Annotated in this window: 16 protein-coding genes; 5 read left to right on the forward strand and 11 right to left on the reverse strand. The window is 41.9% G+C overall.

Annotated features, from left to right (window positions below):
* Nucleotides 1-115 precede the first annotated feature (115 nt).
* Nucleotides 116-649: a hypothetical protein gene (locus tag BW976_RS23705; protein ID WP_076377207.1), complete on the reverse strand. Its 534-nt coding sequence runs from the start codon at nucleotides 647-649 to the stop codon at nucleotides 116-118.
* Between the two features lie 263 nt (nucleotides 650-912).
* On the opposite strand from BW976_RS23705, the gene BW976_RS23710 reads away from it, so the two are divergent.
* The 3 genes from BW976_RS23710 to BW976_RS23720 all read left to right on the forward strand — a co-directional run bounded on the left by BW976_RS23710 (nucleotide 913) and on the right by BW976_RS23720 (nucleotide 3,357).
* Nucleotides 913-1,278, forward strand: coding sequence for a cupin domain-containing protein (locus BW976_RS23710; RefSeq protein ID WP_076377209.1), 366 nt, complete (start codon nucleotides 913-915; stop codon nucleotides 1,276-1,278).
* A gap of 186 nt (nucleotides 1,279-1,464) precedes the next feature.
* A complete protein-coding gene (gene purU, locus BW976_RS23715) occupies nucleotides 1,465-2,289 on the forward strand; it encodes a formyltetrahydrofolate deformylase (RefSeq protein WP_076377211.1) in 825 nt (274 codons plus the stop codon).
* A 189-nt stretch (nucleotides 2,290-2,478) separates the two neighbouring features.
* Nucleotides 2,479-3,357, forward strand: a complete 879-nt coding sequence (locus BW976_RS23720; RefSeq protein WP_076377213.1) for an endonuclease/exonuclease/phosphatase family protein — start codon at nucleotides 2,479-2,481, stop codon at nucleotides 3,355-3,357.
* Between the two features lie 40 nt (nucleotides 3,358-3,397).
* Here BW976_RS23720 and BW976_RS23725 read toward each other — a convergent pair whose 3' ends face one another.
* The 4 genes from BW976_RS23725 to BW976_RS23740 all read right to left on the reverse strand — a co-directional run bounded on the left by BW976_RS23725 (nucleotide 3,398) and on the right by BW976_RS23740 (nucleotide 6,600).
* The gene (locus tag BW976_RS23725; protein ID WP_076377287.1) at nucleotides 3,398-4,858 is read right to left on the reverse strand and encodes a glycoside hydrolase family 30 protein; all 1,461 of its coding nucleotides are present in this window, start codon (nucleotides 4,856-4,858) and stop codon (nucleotides 3,398-3,400) included.
* A gap of 274 nt (nucleotides 4,859-5,132) precedes the next feature.
* Nucleotides 5,133-5,519 carry a chorismate mutase gene (locus BW976_RS23730; protein ID WP_076377215.1) on the reverse strand — a complete coding sequence of 129 codons (387 nt, stop codon included), beginning with the start codon at nucleotides 5,517-5,519 and terminating at the stop codon, nucleotides 5,133-5,135.
* Between the two features lie 101 nt (nucleotides 5,520-5,620).
* Nucleotides 5,621-5,983 carry a hypothetical protein gene (locus tag BW976_RS23735; RefSeq protein ID WP_076377217.1) on the reverse strand — a complete coding sequence of 121 codons (363 nt, stop codon included), beginning with the start codon at nucleotides 5,981-5,983 and terminating at the stop codon, nucleotides 5,621-5,623.
* A gap of 11 nt (nucleotides 5,984-5,994) precedes the next feature.
* Nucleotides 5,995-6,600 (reverse strand): DUF998 domain-containing protein, encoded by a 606-nt coding sequence (locus BW976_RS23740; protein ID WP_076377219.1) that lies wholly within the window; start codon nucleotides 6,598-6,600, stop codon nucleotides 5,995-5,997.
* Nucleotides 6,601-6,897: 297 nt separating this feature from the next.
* On the opposite strand from BW976_RS23740, the gene BW976_RS23745 reads away from it, so the two are divergent.
* Nucleotides 6,898-9,672: an ABC transporter permease gene (locus BW976_RS23745; protein WP_245834778.1), complete on the forward strand. Its 2,775-nt coding sequence runs from the start codon at nucleotides 6,898-6,900 to the stop codon at nucleotides 9,670-9,672.
* Nucleotides 9,673-9,749: 77 nt separating this feature from the next.
* Here the strand turns inward: BW976_RS23745 and BW976_RS23750 are convergent, their stop codons facing one another.
* The 5 genes from BW976_RS23750 to BW976_RS23770 all read right to left on the reverse strand — a co-directional run bounded on the left by BW976_RS23750 (nucleotide 9,750) and on the right by BW976_RS23770 (nucleotide 17,309).
* Complete coding sequence (locus tag BW976_RS23750) at nucleotides 9,750-11,261, reverse strand: RagB/SusD family nutrient uptake outer membrane protein (RefSeq protein ID WP_076377221.1); 1,512 nt, start codon at nucleotides 11,259-11,261, stop codon at nucleotides 9,750-9,752.
* Between the two features lie 78 nt (nucleotides 11,262-11,339).
* Complete coding sequence (locus BW976_RS23755; protein WP_076377291.1) at nucleotides 11,340-14,414, reverse strand: SusC/RagA family TonB-linked outer membrane protein; 3,075 nt, start codon at nucleotides 14,412-14,414, stop codon at nucleotides 11,340-11,342.
* Between the two features lie 207 nt (nucleotides 14,415-14,621).
* On the reverse strand, nucleotides 14,622-15,920 hold the full coding sequence (locus tag BW976_RS23760; RefSeq protein ID WP_076377223.1) for a glucosidase family protein: 1,299 nt from the start codon (nucleotides 15,918-15,920) through the stop codon (nucleotides 14,622-14,624).
* A gap of 365 nt (nucleotides 15,921-16,285) precedes the next feature.
* On the reverse strand, nucleotides 16,286-16,855 hold the full coding sequence (locus tag BW976_RS23765) for a Crp/Fnr family transcriptional regulator (protein WP_076377225.1): 570 nt from the start codon (nucleotides 16,853-16,855) through the stop codon (nucleotides 16,286-16,288).
* A gap of 52 nt (nucleotides 16,856-16,907) precedes the next feature.
* Nucleotides 16,908-17,309, reverse strand: a complete 402-nt coding sequence (locus tag BW976_RS23770; protein WP_076377227.1) for a winged helix-turn-helix transcriptional regulator — start codon at nucleotides 17,307-17,309, stop codon at nucleotides 16,908-16,910.
* Between the two features lie 94 nt (nucleotides 17,310-17,403).
* On the opposite strand from BW976_RS23770, the gene BW976_RS23775 reads away from it, so the two are divergent.
* Nucleotides 17,404-17,787 carry a DoxX family protein gene (locus BW976_RS23775; protein WP_076377229.1) on the forward strand — a complete coding sequence of 128 codons (384 nt, stop codon included), beginning with the start codon at nucleotides 17,404-17,406 and terminating at the stop codon, nucleotides 17,785-17,787.
* Here the strand turns inward: BW976_RS23775 and BW976_RS23780 are convergent.
* The gene (locus BW976_RS23780; protein ID WP_076377231.1) at nucleotides 17,762-18,472 is read right to left on the reverse strand and encodes an SIP domain-containing protein; all 711 of its coding nucleotides are present in this window, start codon (nucleotides 18,470-18,472) and stop codon (nucleotides 17,762-17,764) included. The genes BW976_RS23775 and BW976_RS23780 overlap by 26 nt on opposite strands.
* Between the last annotated feature and the right edge of the window lie 43 nt (nucleotides 18,473-18,515).

An 18,515-nucleotide genomic window follows, 5' to 3' on the forward strand; every position in this document is an offset into this window, starting at 1 on the left:
CCTTTTTTGTATTGTTTGTAGCGTGACTTCCACAACACAGCATCGGCATGGACGAAGGATCTATTCACACCCTGAAAAGGAGCTTTCAGCTTTTTGACTTCCGCTTTCAGCTTATCTAAAACATTCCCTTTAGCCCGTCAATAATGCTTTCAAAAAAGGTGGGCATACTTAGGCCGTTGTGATAGTTAAAGTATAGGAATATACAGAATATCACCACCGCAATAATAATAAACCGCTTAAACATATAGGCCAGCAGCACCAGTGCTAGCGGAATGGCCACCAGCAATATCCAGCTAATATGGAGTGGACTTAGTTTACTATCATGCTTGTAAATGTAATACAGAATGGCGTGCGTGCCACTGTCGTTCATGTGTTTGGCATATAAAAAGGCCGAGCGGTCGAGTTTGTGACGATAGAAAGCTGTTCCTTTTTCAAATTTCAACTGTTCCTGGAAACCGTTCATTACAAAGGTGAATACCCCGTTCACATCCTCCTGTATCACACCGGCGGTATCGGTAGCAACCACCGCAACCTCATCAACAGCAAAAGGATTTTCTTTTATCACAAAGTGATTTATCGCTATCGATTTTGCAAAGCCGAAGCTATGAGCGGCTGTAATAAGGCTTAGTAAAAGAAATAGTTTCTTCATTTTTTCAATTGGTCGGTTATGTTACCGTATAAATATGTCCGCAATAAAAATAGTGTTTTAAAGCTGTTGGTTCAAGAAATATATGCCAGCATTTAATACCTCCTGCAATATGTACCCAAAACGAGTAAGATCATAACAGCCATGAGGCCATTTTGTTGAACGTTTAATTGCTTCAATAATTTACAATGCCGTTATGCAGGCTTTACTGCTAAAATATTAAAATACCTTAGCTTAGCGGCCATTGCAAATAGCGCTCCATAAAAATGATCAAAGCATATAAATTATATACCGGTGCCGACGGTAATTCGCACATACAAACAGGCAGCGTAGCCGAGGCTGAGTTTAACGAGGCGGTGTCTATCCGGTTCCAGGAATCGCCACCACATTCATTCTTTGATTGGCACAATGCGCCTACCAATCAATACGTGATCACCCTGTTAGGGACATTGGAGTTTGAAACCCGTACCGGCGAAACTTTTATATTGAAACCCGGCGAAATACTGATAGCTACCGACACTACCGGCACTGCTCACAAATGGCGACTGATTAATGACGAACCCTGGCGCCGCGTTTACGTAACATTTGACCAGGAAAACCAGGTGAATTTTATACCGGACGTTGAGTCGTAAGTCTGAAGTTCTAAGTCTTGTGTCATAAGTCAAAAGAATCTCTTCTCCCAACTTGAGACTTCGGACTTACGACTTTGGACTCCTGACTATTTTTATTCTCCTGCTGATTTTAAACCACATAATTATTTGTATAAATGATACCTGTTTGTAAATTACACGCAAATTCTTTTTGTATACCCTGATACCATGATTATTGTTATTCAATGTAAAGACCAGGTTGGCTTGGTAGGCTCCATAGCCACTATACTGGCCAAGCACCAGCTCAATATCGTTTCCATGCGCGAACATGTAGATAAGGCCGAAAATATCTTTTTTGTACGCCTGGAAATAGAGGATGGAGATACCGGGGGATTGGAGGAGACATTGAAAGAAGTATTACCCCCTGGCGCAATTATAGCTGTAAACCCCAACCCGCATAAAAAAATAGTGGTGATGGTGACCAAAGAGTACCATTGTTTGGCCGATATACTGATACGTAATTATTTTAAAACCCTGGGGGCAACGGTGCAATGTGTCATCGGCAATCATGCCACCCTGCAGGATATTTGCGAACGCTTTGATATGCCTTTTTACCACCTGTCGCACGAGCAATATGGCCGGAAAGAGCTGGAGCAGCAAATGGGGGATGTAATACAGCAATATGCCCCTGATTATATTGTGCTAGCCAAGTTTATGCGAATCCTGTCCCCAGCGTTTGTAGCCAGGTTTCCGATGCGCATCATCAATATACACCATTCTTTTTTACCAGCATTTATTGGCGCCAATCCTTATAAACAAGCTTTTGAGCGTGGCGTAAAATTGATTGGCGCTACTGCCCATTTTGTATCCAACGAGCTGGATGAAGGGCCCATCATTGCCCAGCAGATCATCCCGGTAAATCATTCATTTACGGCCGCTACTATGGTAAAAGCCGGTCAGGAAATTGAAACAGCGGTATTAGCCAATGCCCTTAAACTGGTTATTGAAGATCGTGTTTTTGTGTACGGGAATAAAACGGTTGTTTTTGGGTAGGCAAAAGTAATAAAAACAGGGTGTCATGGTGAGCTCCGTCGAACCATGGTGGGCAGGCCTCTGCGCGCGCGTCTTCGACAAGCTCAGACTGACAGGCCTTTTACAATTTAGTAATTTACTTCGCTAATTAACCTCTGTTTAATACGCAGGCTTTATTTTTACCACCTATAAATATTTGTTAAAACCACCATGAAAAAAATCATTCTTCTTTTAGTCCTTTCTATTGCCATCTGCACAGCCGGCTTTGCCCAGCAATTTACCGTGGCTACCTACAATATGCGTAATGATAATGCCAGTAATGACGATTCGGTACGCGGTAATGGTTGGAAACAGCGCCTGCCGGTAATTGTAAAACTGATACAGTTTCATGACTTTGATATATTCGGCACGCAGGAGTGTCTTATCCACCAGTTACAAGGCCTTAAAGCCAGCATGCCCAATTACGCATATACCGGCATAGGCAGAGACGATGGTAAAACCGAAGGTGAGTTCTCGGCTATTTTTTATAAAACTACTAAGTTTAAGCTGTTGGCCCATGGCGATTTTTGGTTGGCCCCAGTTACCGATAAGCCAAACAAGGGCTGGGATGCTGCCTTACCACGTATTTGTTCATGGGGTGCCTTCCAGGAGATCAAAACAGGGTATAAATTCTACTACTTTAACCTGCACATGGATCATATTGGCGTAGTGGCCCGCCGCGAAAGCGCTAAACTGGTTTTAACCAAGATCAAGACCATAGCTGGTACTGCCTCGGTTATATTTTCGGGCGATTTTAATGTCGATCAAACTTCTGATAGTTATGCGGTGATCAATACATCGGGTACTTTAAAGGATGCTTATGAGCTGTCGCCCATCAAATATGCCGAGAATGGTACTTTTAATGATTTTAATGCCAATACCAAAACTACGTCACGTATCGACCATATATTTTTAACTAAAGATTTTACCGTAAAAAGGTATGGGATATTGACTGATAGTTATAGAGCAAAAACAAAAGGAGGGGATAAATACGAGGCCAAACTTCCGTCTGACCATTTCCCGGTAATGATAGTGGTGGATCATCAATGACCCACCACACCAGAGATATAGTTGATTAGTATAAGGCTTTTTATTCTACAATAAGCGTAGCGATGGAGTGAGGTAAGCTGGTAGTTTTAGCGGCTTTGCCTTTTATCCATAAATAGTATTCAATTTTTTCGTCGGTTTTGTTCATCACCACTACGGCCAGTTTACCATCGGTATTCAAGTACGCGGTGGTTAACAGTTTATCCCTGCTAGCTACCGCGCTTACACGTTTGGCGCCCGGACGGATAAACTTAGAGAATTGGCCCAGGTAATAGTAAGAGCTGGTATAAATGAGATTACCGGTTTGGGTATCAGCATGTACCGGAGCAAAGCAATAGTTACCCACGTGGTTTGGTCCGCCTTTTTCATCAAGCAAAATGTTCCAATCGGTCCAGGCTACGGTACCGGCGTTAAAATCATTGATCATGGATAGTCCGTATCTTTCGCCCAGGGCCCAGTCGTTAACTTTAGCAAAATCAAACTTTTCGATACAGCCTTCTGTAAAAATCAGGTTTTTATCGGGGAATGATTCATGTACGCGACGGGTGCTTTCAAATTGCTGACCGGCACCTGTCCAGGTTTCATACCAATGGAAACCTACACCCCATATGTATTTGGCGGCTTCAGGGTCTTCTAAAATGGTGCTGGCACGCTGGTAAAGCAAGTCGCGGTTATGATCCCATACAATCAGTTTCTTATCGGCCAGGCCTTGTTTGTGCAGGGTTGGACCTAAAAAGTTCTTTACAAAATCGCGTTCCTCTTCAGCAGTGAACATGCACGACTCCCAGCTTTGTTTAGCCATAGGCTCGTTCTGTACTGAAAGACCCCATACCGGGATGCCTTCTTTTTCGTAGGCTTTTATAAATTTTACATAGAAATTGGCCCAGCTTTGATCAAATTCCGGCTTCAGTTTGCCACCGTGCAGTACATCGTTATTGTCTTTCATAAAAGCCGGAGGGCTCCATGGCGAAACAAACAGGGTTAATTTTCCCCCAGCCGCAGCCATAGCCGCTTTGATAAAAGGGATTCGGTAAGTTTTATCGTGGCTGATGTCGAACGTTTTCAGGTCGGCATCACCTTCTTTTACATAACTGTAGCTTGCGCTCGAAAAATCGCAGCTTTGGATATTGGTACGGGCCACGGTGTAACCAATACCCTTGTCTTTATCGAAATAGGCGGTTAAAAATTCCTTTTGTTTATCTTTTGGCAGTTTGGCAAATACCTCGGCCGATGCATCGGTTAAGGCGCCACCCACGCCCAGCATGGTTTGGAATGTTTTAGCCGGATCAACAAAAACAGAAACCTCGGTTTCGCCGGGTTGTGGTTTATCCGTAAATTGGAGTGTTTCGGTTTGAGTAAGCTTATAGCCCGCCTCTTTTTCGGACACAATTACCTTTACCGATTTGTTGTTTATAGAAAACGGAGCTGTCCCCTGGGCATTTACAAAGCCAGCTTTTACAAGGCCGCCCGCGATAAAACAAGCAATTAAAATTTTTTTCTTCATGGATTTATATAATAGAATACCGGGGTTGAATAACGCTGAAAATGGACGTTCCGGCAATCCAAATTTATTAAAGTTAATGAGAATAAAGCAAAAAGACTTGTATAAATAATTGATTTATAATTACTTGGTATAAAATTGATACGCTTTAATACCGGAGTTGTTTAGTAGCAAAAAAACTCATAATCAGACTGTTCCGTTCAGGGCGTTACAGTCCTAATTAAATTTTGATGCGCTTAAATACAAAATGAATTATGTGTATCAGCCGGGGCAAAAATTACTTTTGCGCCTTGATCTCTTCCTCTATCCGCAGGCTTTCTTTATGGATGGCGTTCATTAGCTCGGTTACAAAGGTTTCTGACAAGCTTTCTTTTTTACCGGCTTCAATACTCTTTTCGATCACCTGCTTAAAGCGATCGGCCTGCAATGCGGGGATGTTGTTCTTGGCTTTGTAAACACCAATTTCTTTAACCACCCTTTCGCGTTCGCCAAGTAAGGCTATGAGCGCTTTATCAAGCGAGTCAATTTTTTTGCGGCTTACCTGCAGGGTTTGATCATTGCCTTTGGACGTTTTCATTGGTGCTGTTTGTGCGCTCACTAAACTATAACTAAACAGGGATACTAATAATAAGCCAAACGCGCGGCTGTATAATTTTACTTTCATGCTTTTTTAACCAATAAACCTATAAATTATTGCAAGTGTTTTCAATTATACATAAAAAAAGCAGGCTTCTGTAAACCTGCTTTCCATTTAGCTTTTGCGCCTTACCTGCCATCGGCATTATGACCATGTTTAATCATGTCTTTAACCGCCTGGGCTAAAAATTCCTTATCGCCATCATTAAGCATGGTTTGTTTCCCGCCATCGTTTAGTTCATAGGTGATCTTGCCATAGTGATCACTCTCGGCAATTAACTGTTTGTCGTCGCGGGAGTATTTTACATACCCGTTTGGTGAAATACTTTGAATGCCGGTGCCATCGGGGGTAAAATAGGTTTGCCCCACATATTCTATTTTTACGGTGCGGCCGTTATTATTTTCCACGATAGTGGTATGCCTTTTGCCAAATCGGCACGCGGACACCGATAAAAGGATAACGATGGCCGCAATCAATTGTAGTTTTTTCATGATATAAATTTTTAATGATTTAAAAGTTGTTGATTTTCCTGTAACGACACTAGCCTGATGAGTCCGATGCTTAGCCCTATGAACCAAACCGACCAGCCCAAATGCACAAATCGTTGAATAAGGCCCGGGTATGTATTTTGAATAGCAGGTATAAAGCGTAAAAATATCAGCAGCATCAGCGCCAGGCTTATTACGGATGTTACCCTCACAGATACCAGCTCCCGTCTGCCCCGCCATAAAACGGCAACTAGTAGTGTACCTACATAGAACAGTAAAAAAGCCGGACCCGAAGCCGAATGTAGATGATCTCCTGCATGAAACATGGCTGCCCAACCCATCATAAAAGTAAATGCGGGCAGCGTAAATACCGGGATTAGGTTAAGGTCTAATTGTTTACAGGCGCCGTATACACCCATTATAAAAAACATACTTAAAATGGCGCTAAACATAGTTAAGGTAGCCATTAAAGGTTCAGACGGGGTGCCGGTAGCGCCAAGCTCGCTGATGGTGCCGCTCAGATGATTATAATTTCCATGTATAAAACCGCATAGTATAGTTGATGCCCAAAAAACTATGGGGATAATAATGCCGGTGTATAGTAACATTTTGATGTTCATGATAGTAGCTAAGGTTAAAATTGAAACAAATATATACAAAACATGGTACTATACAATACATAGTACTATATTTGGTAAAATATTTTAATTGTAACCTAACTGTTTAAAAGTGGGTCATATAGATGTGTGTATGCGAAATGAATAGCGTAAATGATTCAAAAGCGAACGGCCTGTACGAATCCGAACAGATTAATTGATATCGATTGTTGTTAATTGTCTGTAAAACAATTTGTTACGATATTGGCATATATTTTATTATAGAACAAGCTCTACCTAATTAATTAAGCTGTTATCCAAATGAATACAGAAGATCGCATCTGGAACCTGGTGATAAAAAAGCTAACCCATGAAGCATCTGAACAGGAGCTGCAGGAGTTAGCTATACTGCTTAGTGAAAATCCGGATATTGATGATAGCGTAAACTTGATGCTCAAATGGTGGCAACCCCAAACGGAACAGACACAGGAGGGACACAGCTATTTTCTTTTTAAAAAAATACTTAATCGTATCAAAGAAGCAGAAACGAAATTGCCGTTAACTAACCTTTCTCAAGAAACAAAGGCCGGTAATTTTGAACCGGGCTTTAAAAAAAAAGCACTAAGCAATCCAATTAATCACTTCGTAAGCCATATCACCATGATAAAGAATTATTTAAAAATTGCAGTAAGGCAGTTGCTCAAACAAAAAATGTATGCGGCCATCAAAGTTGGAGGCTTTGCGCTGAGTATTGCTGCCTGCTTACTTATTGCTTTATATATACGAGAAGAATTAAGCTTTGACAAAAGCTACCCCGATGCCGACAGTATTTACAGGATTGTAGGGATATACAATATGGACAACATCCATGAAAAAGGAGTTGATTGGCCGGCTGTAATGGGCAGAACAATGAAAGCTGATTTTCCGGAGGTGGAAAAGTTTGGTCGCTTAATGCCCAATTCACTTTTTTGGGGTGCAGGCAGCAATGAGTTGAAACGGAGCGATGCGCCCGAAAATACACATGAGGAGGGTTTTGTGTATGCAGATCAGTCGCTTCTTGATATATTAAAGTTGCCCATGATTTATGGCGATAGGGCGCATGCGCTTGCTGAGCCTTTAACCATGGTGATATCAAAAAGTAAGGCCGATAAATATTTTCCGGGTCAAAACCCTGTTGGTAAGGTGATGTACCTTAATAATAACAAAAGCAAGCCCTACAAAATTGGCGCCGTGATGCAGGATATCCCAACCACATCACACCTGCATGAATATAATTTTTTCCTAACGCTTGCCGGTGTGGAATTTTGGAATGGCGAGCAGACTACCTGGCAAGCAAGTAATTACCGTATTTATGTTGCACTAAAACCGGGGACTAATATGGCCCAGTTTAACAAAAAGGTAACCGATGGGATAATTAACAATTATTATATCCCTGATATGATCAAAAGCGGGGATAAAAATGCCTCAAAAATTAAAAATGCATTAACCATGCGCGTCCAGAATGTTGAAGATATCAATCTCCGGTCATATGATATTCATGATGGCATGTCGCATGGCGATATCCGTTTCATTTGGTTGTTTGGTGCTGTTGCCGGCTTTATACTGCTTATAGCCTGTATCAATTTTATCAATCTTTCCACCGCCAAATCGGCTAACCGTGCTAAAGAAGTAGGTTTACGCAAAGTGGTAGGCTCGCAACGCAGTGGCTTAATCCAGCAATTTTTAACCGAATCATTACTGTATAGCTTTTTTTCTTTCGCCCTGGGTTTAATCCTGGCGGTTATACTGCTGCCTTATTTTAATATGCTTGCCTCCAAATCATTAACTATCCCCTGGCAACAATGGTGGTTGTTGCCAACAGTGTTGGTATCGGCTGTTATTATTGGGGTAGTTGCAGGGATTTATCCGGCCTTCTATCTTTCGGGCTTTAAACCTGCCGAAGTATTGAAGGGCAAGCTGAGTTCTGGCAGCAAAAGTTCAGGACTGCGTAATGGCTTAGTGGTTTTTCAGTTCACCACATCCATTATTTTAATCATCAGCACGTTTATTATTTACAACCAGATGCAATTCATCCTCAATAAAAAAGTGGGGTTTGAGAAAGACCAGGTGGTGATGATACAAGGCACCAATACCCTGGATAATGAGGTAAAGAATTTTAAAGAAGAATTGTTAAAGCTGCCGGCAGTAAAAAGTGTATCCATAAGTGATTTTTTACCGGTAGCTGGTACCAAGCGAAATGGAAACCCATTTTACAATGAGGGAAAAGTTAAGACAGAAACTTCAGTCGGCGGTCAGTTTTGGGATATAGATGCCGACTATATCAAAACTTTTGGGATGAAACTGGTTGCCGGCCGCAATTTTAATCCAGCAATGAAAACTGATTCGCAGGCAGTTATCATTAATCAAACCTTGGCTAAAAGACTTAACCTTAAAAATCCGGTAGGTAAAAGGATCAGCAATGGCGGAGATCCGATGTTGGTGATTGGTGTAGTACAGGATTTTAATTTTGAATCGTTGCGCGATGGGATAGAGCCTTTGGTATTGCATCTAAGTAACAGCAACTCCATCGTATCGGTAAAAGTAAAAACCGGCGATATGAAAAATACGCTGGCCGAGATCACCAGAACCTGGAAAAGCTTTTCACCAAACCAGCCTATACGTTACACTTTCATGGATGAACGTTTTGCCAGCATGTATGCTGATGTACAGCGCATGGGGCGCATATTTACCAGTTTTGCCATACTGGCTATTATAATAGCCTGCCTGGGCCTGTTTGCCCTGGCTGCCTATATGGCCGAGCAACGGAGCAAAGAGATAGGCATCCGTAAGGTGCTGGGCGCAAGTATCGGCAACATCACCACGTTGTTATCCCTCAATTTTATAAAACTGGTGTTTATTGCCATTGTCATAGCGTCGCCTATAGCCTGGTGGGCCATGACCAAGTGGTTACAGGATTTTACTTATCGCATTCCTATTGGCTGGGAAGTATTTGTATTTGCAGGTATAGTTGCCATAAGTATTGCCCTGTTAACGGTAAGCTTTCAATCTATCAAGGCGGCCATTGCCAACCCCATCAAAAGTCTCAAAAGCGAATAACCTATCTTAACCTGTCATAAAAAAAACAGCCCCGGGTAAAAACCGGGGCTGTTCTGTTTTTATTTGTATAATACTAATTAAAAGCCTGGGTTATTAGGCAATAATTTGGGATTAACATCTGTTTCCTGTTTTGGTAAAGGGAACAATAGTTGTTTTTCGGAATAAGTTGCATTGAATACTGTTTTATGACCTACAAAATTATCCCAGTTACCAGTAACATCGTTATGTATTTTGCGGGTGCGCACCATATCAAACCACATTTTGTTTTCAAAGCAAAGCTCAAAATAACGTTGCAGCCATACTTCCTGCTCAAATGAGGTTTGGCTTAAAGCGCCAATCGGAGCCAGCGTAGCCCTTGCACGGATCTGATTTACATACTGAATGGCATTGCCATTTGGCGCCCCTTCGGCACGGTTTGAAGCTTCGGCATACATGAGCATCACATCGGCCAAACGATAAATGGTATAGTTCAAGTCTGACTTGGTTGTACTGGTAACCGCGTTTACATCAAACCATTTATAAATGTAATGATTTTTAAACACAACTGGCGCGTTCGGTGCTTTAATGGCAGGATAACTGGTGTAAAAGAATTGTTTTTCTGCTACACGTTTATCACCTGCCGGGAATGAAGCAATGAACTGATCTGTAGGCCAAACCGATCCATATTCATCAGAATAGGAAGATATGCCTGAAAAGTTAGGAATGGTAAGTGGGGTAAGTGGGTTGGTTGTAGGAACCGAGGCCGCGTACTGTATCTGGAAAATAAACTCACCATTATTTTTGTTAGCCGGAAGTATCATATCAGTATAATTCGGGAACAGGGTATATCCACCATTCTGAATTACATCTAATGAGCGTTTTGCCGATTCGGCATAGTTGGCGGCCCCTCCATTAATGGCAGCACCTGCATAGGTTAAATAAACATCGGCCAATAATGACTTTACCGCAGCCATAGATACTTTACCGGTAACATCTTTCCAGGGTAGTGTTGATTTTTCTGCTAAAAGCAAATCGGGGATAATGATCTCATCATAAATTTGCTTTGCCGGTACACGTGCAACCTGTAAGTTCAGATCCTTGGCCGGTTCAGTTATTTTAGGCACAGCGCCATACATACGTACCAGGAAAAAATAATATAAGGCCCGCAGCGTATGAGCTTCGGCTAACATATTGGTTTTAGATGCATCACTTAAATCGGAGGCATTAATGGTTGGTATCCTTTGTATGGCCAGGTTAGTTGCTCCAATACCCAGGTACATTTGTTGCCACCAGGTGTCAAAATAAAAGGAAGTGTTGCTATAAGTAAGTGTTTGAAAATTTACAAACCCGGTTTGCCCCAGATCACTATTGGCTTTGCCTGTCATAAACTCCATCAGGTTCCAGGTATTACCACCGTATGAGCCAGATTGGCCAGCAAGTAAACCACCAAGGTTTTGATAACCCGCGTTAGCAAAGGCCCGGGCTACTTTAGAGCTTGAAAGATCAGAATTGGGGCCTAAAAAAGAGGTAGGCTTTTCTTCCAGGAACTTTTTGCATGAGCATGAAAGCAACATGCACGATACGATTAATATATTTTTTAATGTTTTCATTTTAATGCGATTTATTAGATGGTTTCTATTATATCCTTCAAGCTATTATTCTATCTGTTTTGATCATATCGCCAATTTTTAGAATCCTACCTGTAAGCCAAGGTTCCAGATACGTGGACGTGGGTTAGCGAAGAAATCTATATTTTGTGAAAATGCAGGATTTGAACCATAGCTGCTGTTAAACGTATCAACCTCAGGGTCGTAACCGGTGTATTTGGTGATCACGAACAGGTTTTGAACGCTTGCATAGATACGTAAACGGCTCATGTGTACGCGTTGCAGCATAGCAGTTGGGAAGGTATAACCCAATATGAAGTTTTGGCCGCGAATAAATGAACCATCTTCTACCCACCAGGTATCAAAGTGCGAATCCTGTGCATATTTGTAGTTACGCACTTGTGATATAGAGGTGTTTTGGTTGTTTGGGGTCCATCCGTTTAATACAGTTTTTAAGCTGTTTGATATGGTTTGCCTGTCTTCAGACGAGTGTTTGAAGTTAGCGGCAGTATTTACACCTTCAACAAAGCGGATATCGAAGGAGAAATCCCAATGTTTGTATTTGAAACTACTGCTGAAAGTACCTGTCCATTTTGGATAAGCGCGACCAATGATGCTGTATTGGTTGCTGCCATCGGCATTATAGAGATATTTTCTGTCGCCGGCTTTTAAACCATGTTTGGCGGCTTCGGCAATATCAGCAGGCGAATCACTGTAAGTACCCACACGGGTCATACCGTAGAAAGAACCCAATGGCTGACCAACACGGATCACATAGTTTTGACCCAGGAAGTTGGGGCCAGGGAATATATCGGCACCACCATCATTCAATTTGGTTACTTTGTTTTTGTTGGATGCAAATATGAAATTGGTTGTCCATTCAAAATCAGAGGTTCTAACGTTCACAGTGCTCAGAGCAAGCTCAATACCGGTGTTTCTAACCGAACCAACGTTTTTGTAAACGTTTGCCGTGGTAAAACCTGCAGACCATGGAATAGGTGTTTGCAACAACAGGTCGCTGGTGTTTTTGATGTAGAAATCAGCATTCAGGTTTACCCTGTCGCCAAATAATCCCAGTTCAACACCACCATCCAGCATTTTGGTTCTTTCCCATTTCAAATCGGGGTTACCCAAATAGGCAGGCAATAAAGATATCTGCGCAGCGCCGTTCAAAACAGTTTGACCTGTTCCGTATTGTGCAAGTGAACGATAGTTACCAATTTCCTGGTTACCGGTTATACCGTAACTGGCCCTCACCTTTAAGTTAGATACAGATTTGCTGTTTTTCAGGAAATCTTCCTGAGATACGCGCCATGCCGCACCAACTGAAGGGAAGAAAGAGAATTTATTTTTTTCGCTGAACCTGGATGAACCGTCATAACGGCCTGTTGCGGTGAACAGGTATTTTTCATCAATGTTGTAGCTGATACGGCCGTAGTAGGAGTTTAATGAATTACTCTCATCCTGTGATTCATTGGCGCTTTTTACAGAACCGGCTTGCTGATAATGATATTGGAAAAAATCATCAATAAAGTTTTGTGTTTCTGATCTTACCCTTTCGTACCCGTTTCTGTTAAAAGATATACCCGCTAAAGCTGTAAACCTTTGGTGGTCATTGATCTTTTTGTTCCAGGTAAGGTAGTTTTCTGTTTGCCAGAAATAGTTTTGATAAGCGTTGATATTTGCTACACCACCCTGGTCGGCAGATAAATGCTGCAGGGCTAATGACGAGTAGAAATTGTTTTTTTGTGAGCTCAGGTTATAACCAAAATCAGTTTTAAAATCAAGCTCTTTTGATATCTTGAACTGGAAGTATACGTTACCCAACATTTGCATGTTATTATTAAGCGTATAACGCTCATTAGCAATTTGGATAGGGTTTGGCGCACCTTCAAGACCGGCTATATCAAAGTTACCGGCATAAACTCCGTTAGGATATTTGATAGGTACCAGAGGTACTTCTTCGGTAACCGCGCGGGGTACGTTCAAACTACCGTTGCCATCAGTTACCAAACGCTGGCGGCTGCTGATCAGGTTAATACTACCACCTATTTTTAACCAGTCTTTAACATCGTTATCCATAGTCATTTTAATGGAATAGCGTTTAAAGGCCGACGTAGGAGTTAAACCATGTTGATTAAGGTACCCTAATGATAAGCTGTAAACTGATTTTTCGCTACCACCCTGAATGTTTAATTGGTGGCTTTGTGAAAAAGAAGGTTTGTAAGTTTCTTTTTCCCAGTTGGTATCATATTTAGGGGTGTTATCCGGATTAAACAGTAATGGGAAATTTTGATAGTTAAGCGCTTTTGCTGGTGTTTGTACCGCGCCGGTAGGATCAAATTTTGCCCCATTGGCAAATGATTGGTTGTAAATGTCTATAAATTCTTTAGAATTAAGTGTGGGTACATGACGATAAAGTTCGCTGATGTTTGTGTTAGCATCGTAGCTAATGGTTGCAGGGCCTTTTTTACCACGTTTGGTGGTTACCATGATAATACCATTAGCACCACGCACACCATAAATGGCTGTTGATGATGCATCTTTTAAAACTTCGATAGAAGCGATATCATTAGGGTTAATAGAGTTGGGGTCAACACCTACAACACCGTCTACCACATAAACCGGATCGATATTGGAGTTGATGGAACCGATACCTCTGATGCGCACTTTTGCGCCCGCGCCTGGTGCGTTGCTGTTAACGCTTACATCAACACCGGCAACTTTACCCTGTAAAGCCTGGGTTAAGTTAGGTACGGGTTTGTCAAGCAACTGCTCGGCTTTGATAGTAGTTACAGCACCGGTAAGGTCAGATTTTTTTGCTGTACCATAACCAATAACCACTACCTCATTCAGGTTGCTGGCGGTTTCTTTTAATTGAACATTAATAGTACTTCTGCCATCGGCGCCTACTTCCTGGGTTGCAAAACCAGTATAGGAGAATATTAAAACGGCATTAGCATTTGGTAAGGAGATGTTGTAGTTTCCGTTTGCATCGGTCACGGTACCACTTGATGTTCCCTTTATTTTTATGCTTACAGCAGGTAAAGGCGAGTTGTCTTGCGCACTGGTAACCTTTCCGCTAATTTTTATCTGTGCCATGGCCTGCAGGGAAAGCAGGGTGAACAGGATCGAGTAAATAAGGCTTTTCTTCATAACGTTAATTAATAATTTAAGAATGGATTCTTTAGGGGAATATCCCATCGGATATTAAAAGACGGCTGATGACTAAGGGGGCTGGTGATACGCGGGAGGGGTACCCTTAAAAAAGGGCAAAGCAATCCACGCTACCTTAACGGTATTATTTTTTTTCATGAAAATTTATTACTAAGTGGTTTCTAAAGTTGTACGCTAATCAATAGTTTATTTATTTTTAATAGCCCATTGTTTTAAAACTGTGATGGCATCAAACAAAACACCGGCTTCGCCCCTGAAATCGCCAGAGCCTTTTGGGGCGCCGGTTTGTACATCGTACCATTCATAAAAGCCTTTGTGCGCAATGGCCCTGTCAACCATTGGTATTAATTCTTGATATGCTTCTTTTGCCTGACCGTTTGCAATCAGGGCAGCTATCATGCGTCCGCCAAACCAGGTCCAGTCGCCGGCGTTTTGATAAATGTAAGGGTGCATATTGGGGAACTGTGCTGCCGGGTAGGCTGGATAAACCGTTTTACCAATAGTGGCATACTTATCTTTGGCTGCAGCGGCCAGTAACTGTTTGTTTATTTCTTTAACCTCGGCGGGAGTATTAAACCCGGCCAGTATGGCGCAGATAGATCCACCGCTATACAGGATTTCGTCTTCATTAAAATCTTTGGAGAATGGGCTGCCGTTCATATAAATATGCGGGCGGTATTTCTGAGCCGAAGTCATCCACAGGTGTTTACGAACATTTGTTTTGATGGTATTGGCTATGGTTGTCCAGTTTTGTTTGGTTTGATAATCCTGCGGCTTCATGGCCATAAAGTCATGGATGGCAATTACATACATGGCATTATCATAAATATCAATGGCCCATTTGGTTTTATCATTGATGGCTACACCCCAGCCGGTTTCGGGTTGTACATCGCCCCAGTCAATGGTGGTGGCACCTGTTACCAAACCGTATTTGGCCGACCATCTGTCTTTTTGGATATAAGCAAAGGCATCCTCTATTCTTTGCAGAACCGTTTTAGCACCTATTACTTCAAAAAGTATTGACCTGTCGCCGGTTACATCTATGTATTTTTTTACAGCCTGAATAAGGGATGATTCCTGGTCGGTTTCGACGGTGTTTTTATGGGCCGCCCAACCTGGTAATAACTTGGAGTAGCGGTATTGGTAACCTACACCCGCTCTGGCACTATCAACCACACCGTCAACAATATTGCCGTCATCGCCCTGAATTTTAAAAAACATCAGGAGCATTTCTTTTACCTTTTCTTTGGGGTGTACTTTTAAGGATCCTTTGATAAAAGTGTTAAAATCCCTGATCCATACTTCGTTATAGGAAGTGCCTGCGGAGAAACCGGAAAGCAATTTTAAGCCCCGTGCCTGTATGGTATCCAAACGGCTATCTGCCAGTATAGAACCGGCCAAAGCAGACTTATCTTTTACCTGCGCGTTTGCGCTCAGATAAAATAGACACAGGAATATAAGCACACCTAGTAAACGTATCTTCATGCAGGGATAGTTAAAGGATGTAATATGATTAAAGGTATTTTGAACAGACAAAATACGCAGTGTGAAATTGGTTATATTATATGTACAAACATACGTACATTAAATTCATTTCCAAATTTTTGTATTATAAAATGGTTAATCTTTAGGTGTTTTGTTATTATTAAATCTTAATCGGCGGCTAAAGGTAAACTATTTGTTACAAAAGTTGCCATAAAGATTTAAACTTAATCGATTAAGAAGTTTAATTTAACTGATAATTCTGATATGTAGCTATATGATATGTACTTTCATAACTTTATATGAAAGTACATATTTAATTAAGTGTTAATCGTTAAGTAATGCAGATAAGTTTGGTCCACAAATGATTAACTGAAAATTCGTTTACGGATGCGTGATAATGACTGTGGTTTGATACCCACATAGGAAGCAATATGGTATTGCGGAATCCTTTGAGTAAGATCGGGGTAATGATTCAGGAACTGCTGATACCGCACCTCGGGAGGATCGGTATACAAGGAATCTAACTGTTGTATGGCCGATAAAAAGACCTGTTCAATAGCCACCCTGCCAAATTTCTCGCCTTCGGCCACCTCCCTGTAAAAACGCTGTAGCTTTTCATAGCTGATCACATATAGCCGTGTTGCTTCCAGTGCCTGGATATTTTTGTCGGATGGTACCTGCGGTAAAAAGCTGATGTAATTACAAACAAACTCGCCTTCCTTGTTAAAAAACATGGTTCGTTCGTCGCCATCGTTATTAATAAAATACCGAACGAGACCTTTATTAATAAAAGCCACATGCTTACACACTTGTCCATCCCTAAGCAGGTATTCGCCGGGTTTGAGGTTTAACTCGGTAAACAGGTTTTTAATAATAGTTTCTTCTTCGGCAGAGAAGGATATCAGTTGTTTAATGGTACTGATCAATGATTCCATTGGCGTGTATATAAACCGGGTTTTACAAGTGAGATAGGCCGGCCATAATTTATTATTCCTGAGTTGTTAATTCTACATCTGCAGATTGGCGACGATTAGCAATTATTCGCTCACGGTGTTGCGTTCCCCATTTTTTCAATTCTTCTAATACCGGTTCTAATGTCTGACTATAGGAGGTAAGTTCATAAGTGACGGTAACCGGCGTGGTTGAAAAAACATTCCGCTTCACAAACTCGTTCAACTCCAGTTCTTTTAACTCTTTTGATAATATCTTGGGGGTAATGTCACCCAACGCTCTTTGAATATCATTAAAACGCAGGGGCCCGTCAGAGAGGGTGGCGATAAGCGGCAATTTCCATTTTCCGTTGAGTACATAAAGGGCATCCCTAACCGCGCCTCCGGCAGCCTTACAGGCTTCTGAACCATGATCTCTTTTTTTAAATTGACCTTCCATAAATAATAAGCGCTATCTAAAAAGATACCACTATCCTTTGGTATAGTAGTATCTTTTTAATAGTAAAGGTAGCTAAGTTTGCTGAAAAAAGAAAATGAAAGCAATTAAAATTACTTACTGGGCAACCACAACCATAGTAGCCTTAATGATGACCTACTCGGCCTATGCCTACTTAACACAGGCAGCCATGTTACAGGCTTTTAATCATCTTGGCTACCCGGGCTATTTCAGGGTGGAACTGGCCCTGGCTAAATTGGCCGGTGCGGCTTTGTTGTTGATCCCCCTAAAGTCATTGATCAAGGAGTGGGTTTACGCGGGTTTTACGTTTACTTTTATCTCGGCTTTTATAGCCCACAGCGCATCCGGCGATCCTGTGAATTATCGCGTAATGCCGGTTATTTTCCTGGTGTTCCTGGCTGTTTCTTATATTACCTATCATAAGGTAAAACAAGCTACGACCAAAAACCCTGCACTTTAATTTGCCCCGACGGATAACCCTGGTTTTTGAGCAGTTTACGCAGTTGCGCTACCATGGTGTTATTACCGGCCAGGTAAAATACTGTGTTTTCGAGACTGTATTGCTGTTCAAGTACCCACTCAATAAGGCTGTGATGGCCAAAAATATCTTTGCGTGCCACTGGTTGCAAGGGCGACCAAAAGTATTCATGAAAAAGCCTGCGGTGATGCTCGTTGCCAATCACCAGGCCACCCGAAAAACGGGTGTGGGGCAATACCATTTTTTGCAGGGCCAGCAAGTGGCCCATGCTGCTCTCGTCGCCAAGGGCAACAACTGCCGAGGTGGGTACGGGACTATGGTTGGTTGAGCCTATTTTAAGATAGCTCACTATGTCGTTTTGTTGGAGTTGCTGAGCCCATCTGCTGCCCGGCCCATTGTGTGCCGCATCAACATAAATGGTACAGGTACTGGTTTCCGCATCCCAGCCCGATGGGGTATAATCGCGGAAGGTAAAATCGTCGACCCTGAATTTTATATATGGTATTTCGTTCCATTGTGCTATGTCGGCAAAAGGAAGGTGCAGGTCGATCTCAATCAAAGTTGATGGCTCCCAATGCCGCACTTCAAGCACCCGGCCAGATTGTAATCTGTGTTCAAACAGCTTTCCGGCTTTTCTTCTGATTTTTTGAAAAGAGGATGTTTCCATGGGTAGTTCTTTTAGTTATACAAAGAAACCGCGTATTTGCCCC

Origin of the sequence: Mucilaginibacter lappiensis (genome assembly GCF_900155965.1) — a bacterium.
In the GTDB taxonomy this organism is placed as follows: Bacteria; Bacteroidota; Bacteroidia; order Sphingobacteriales; family Sphingobacteriaceae; genus Mucilaginibacter; species Mucilaginibacter lappiensis.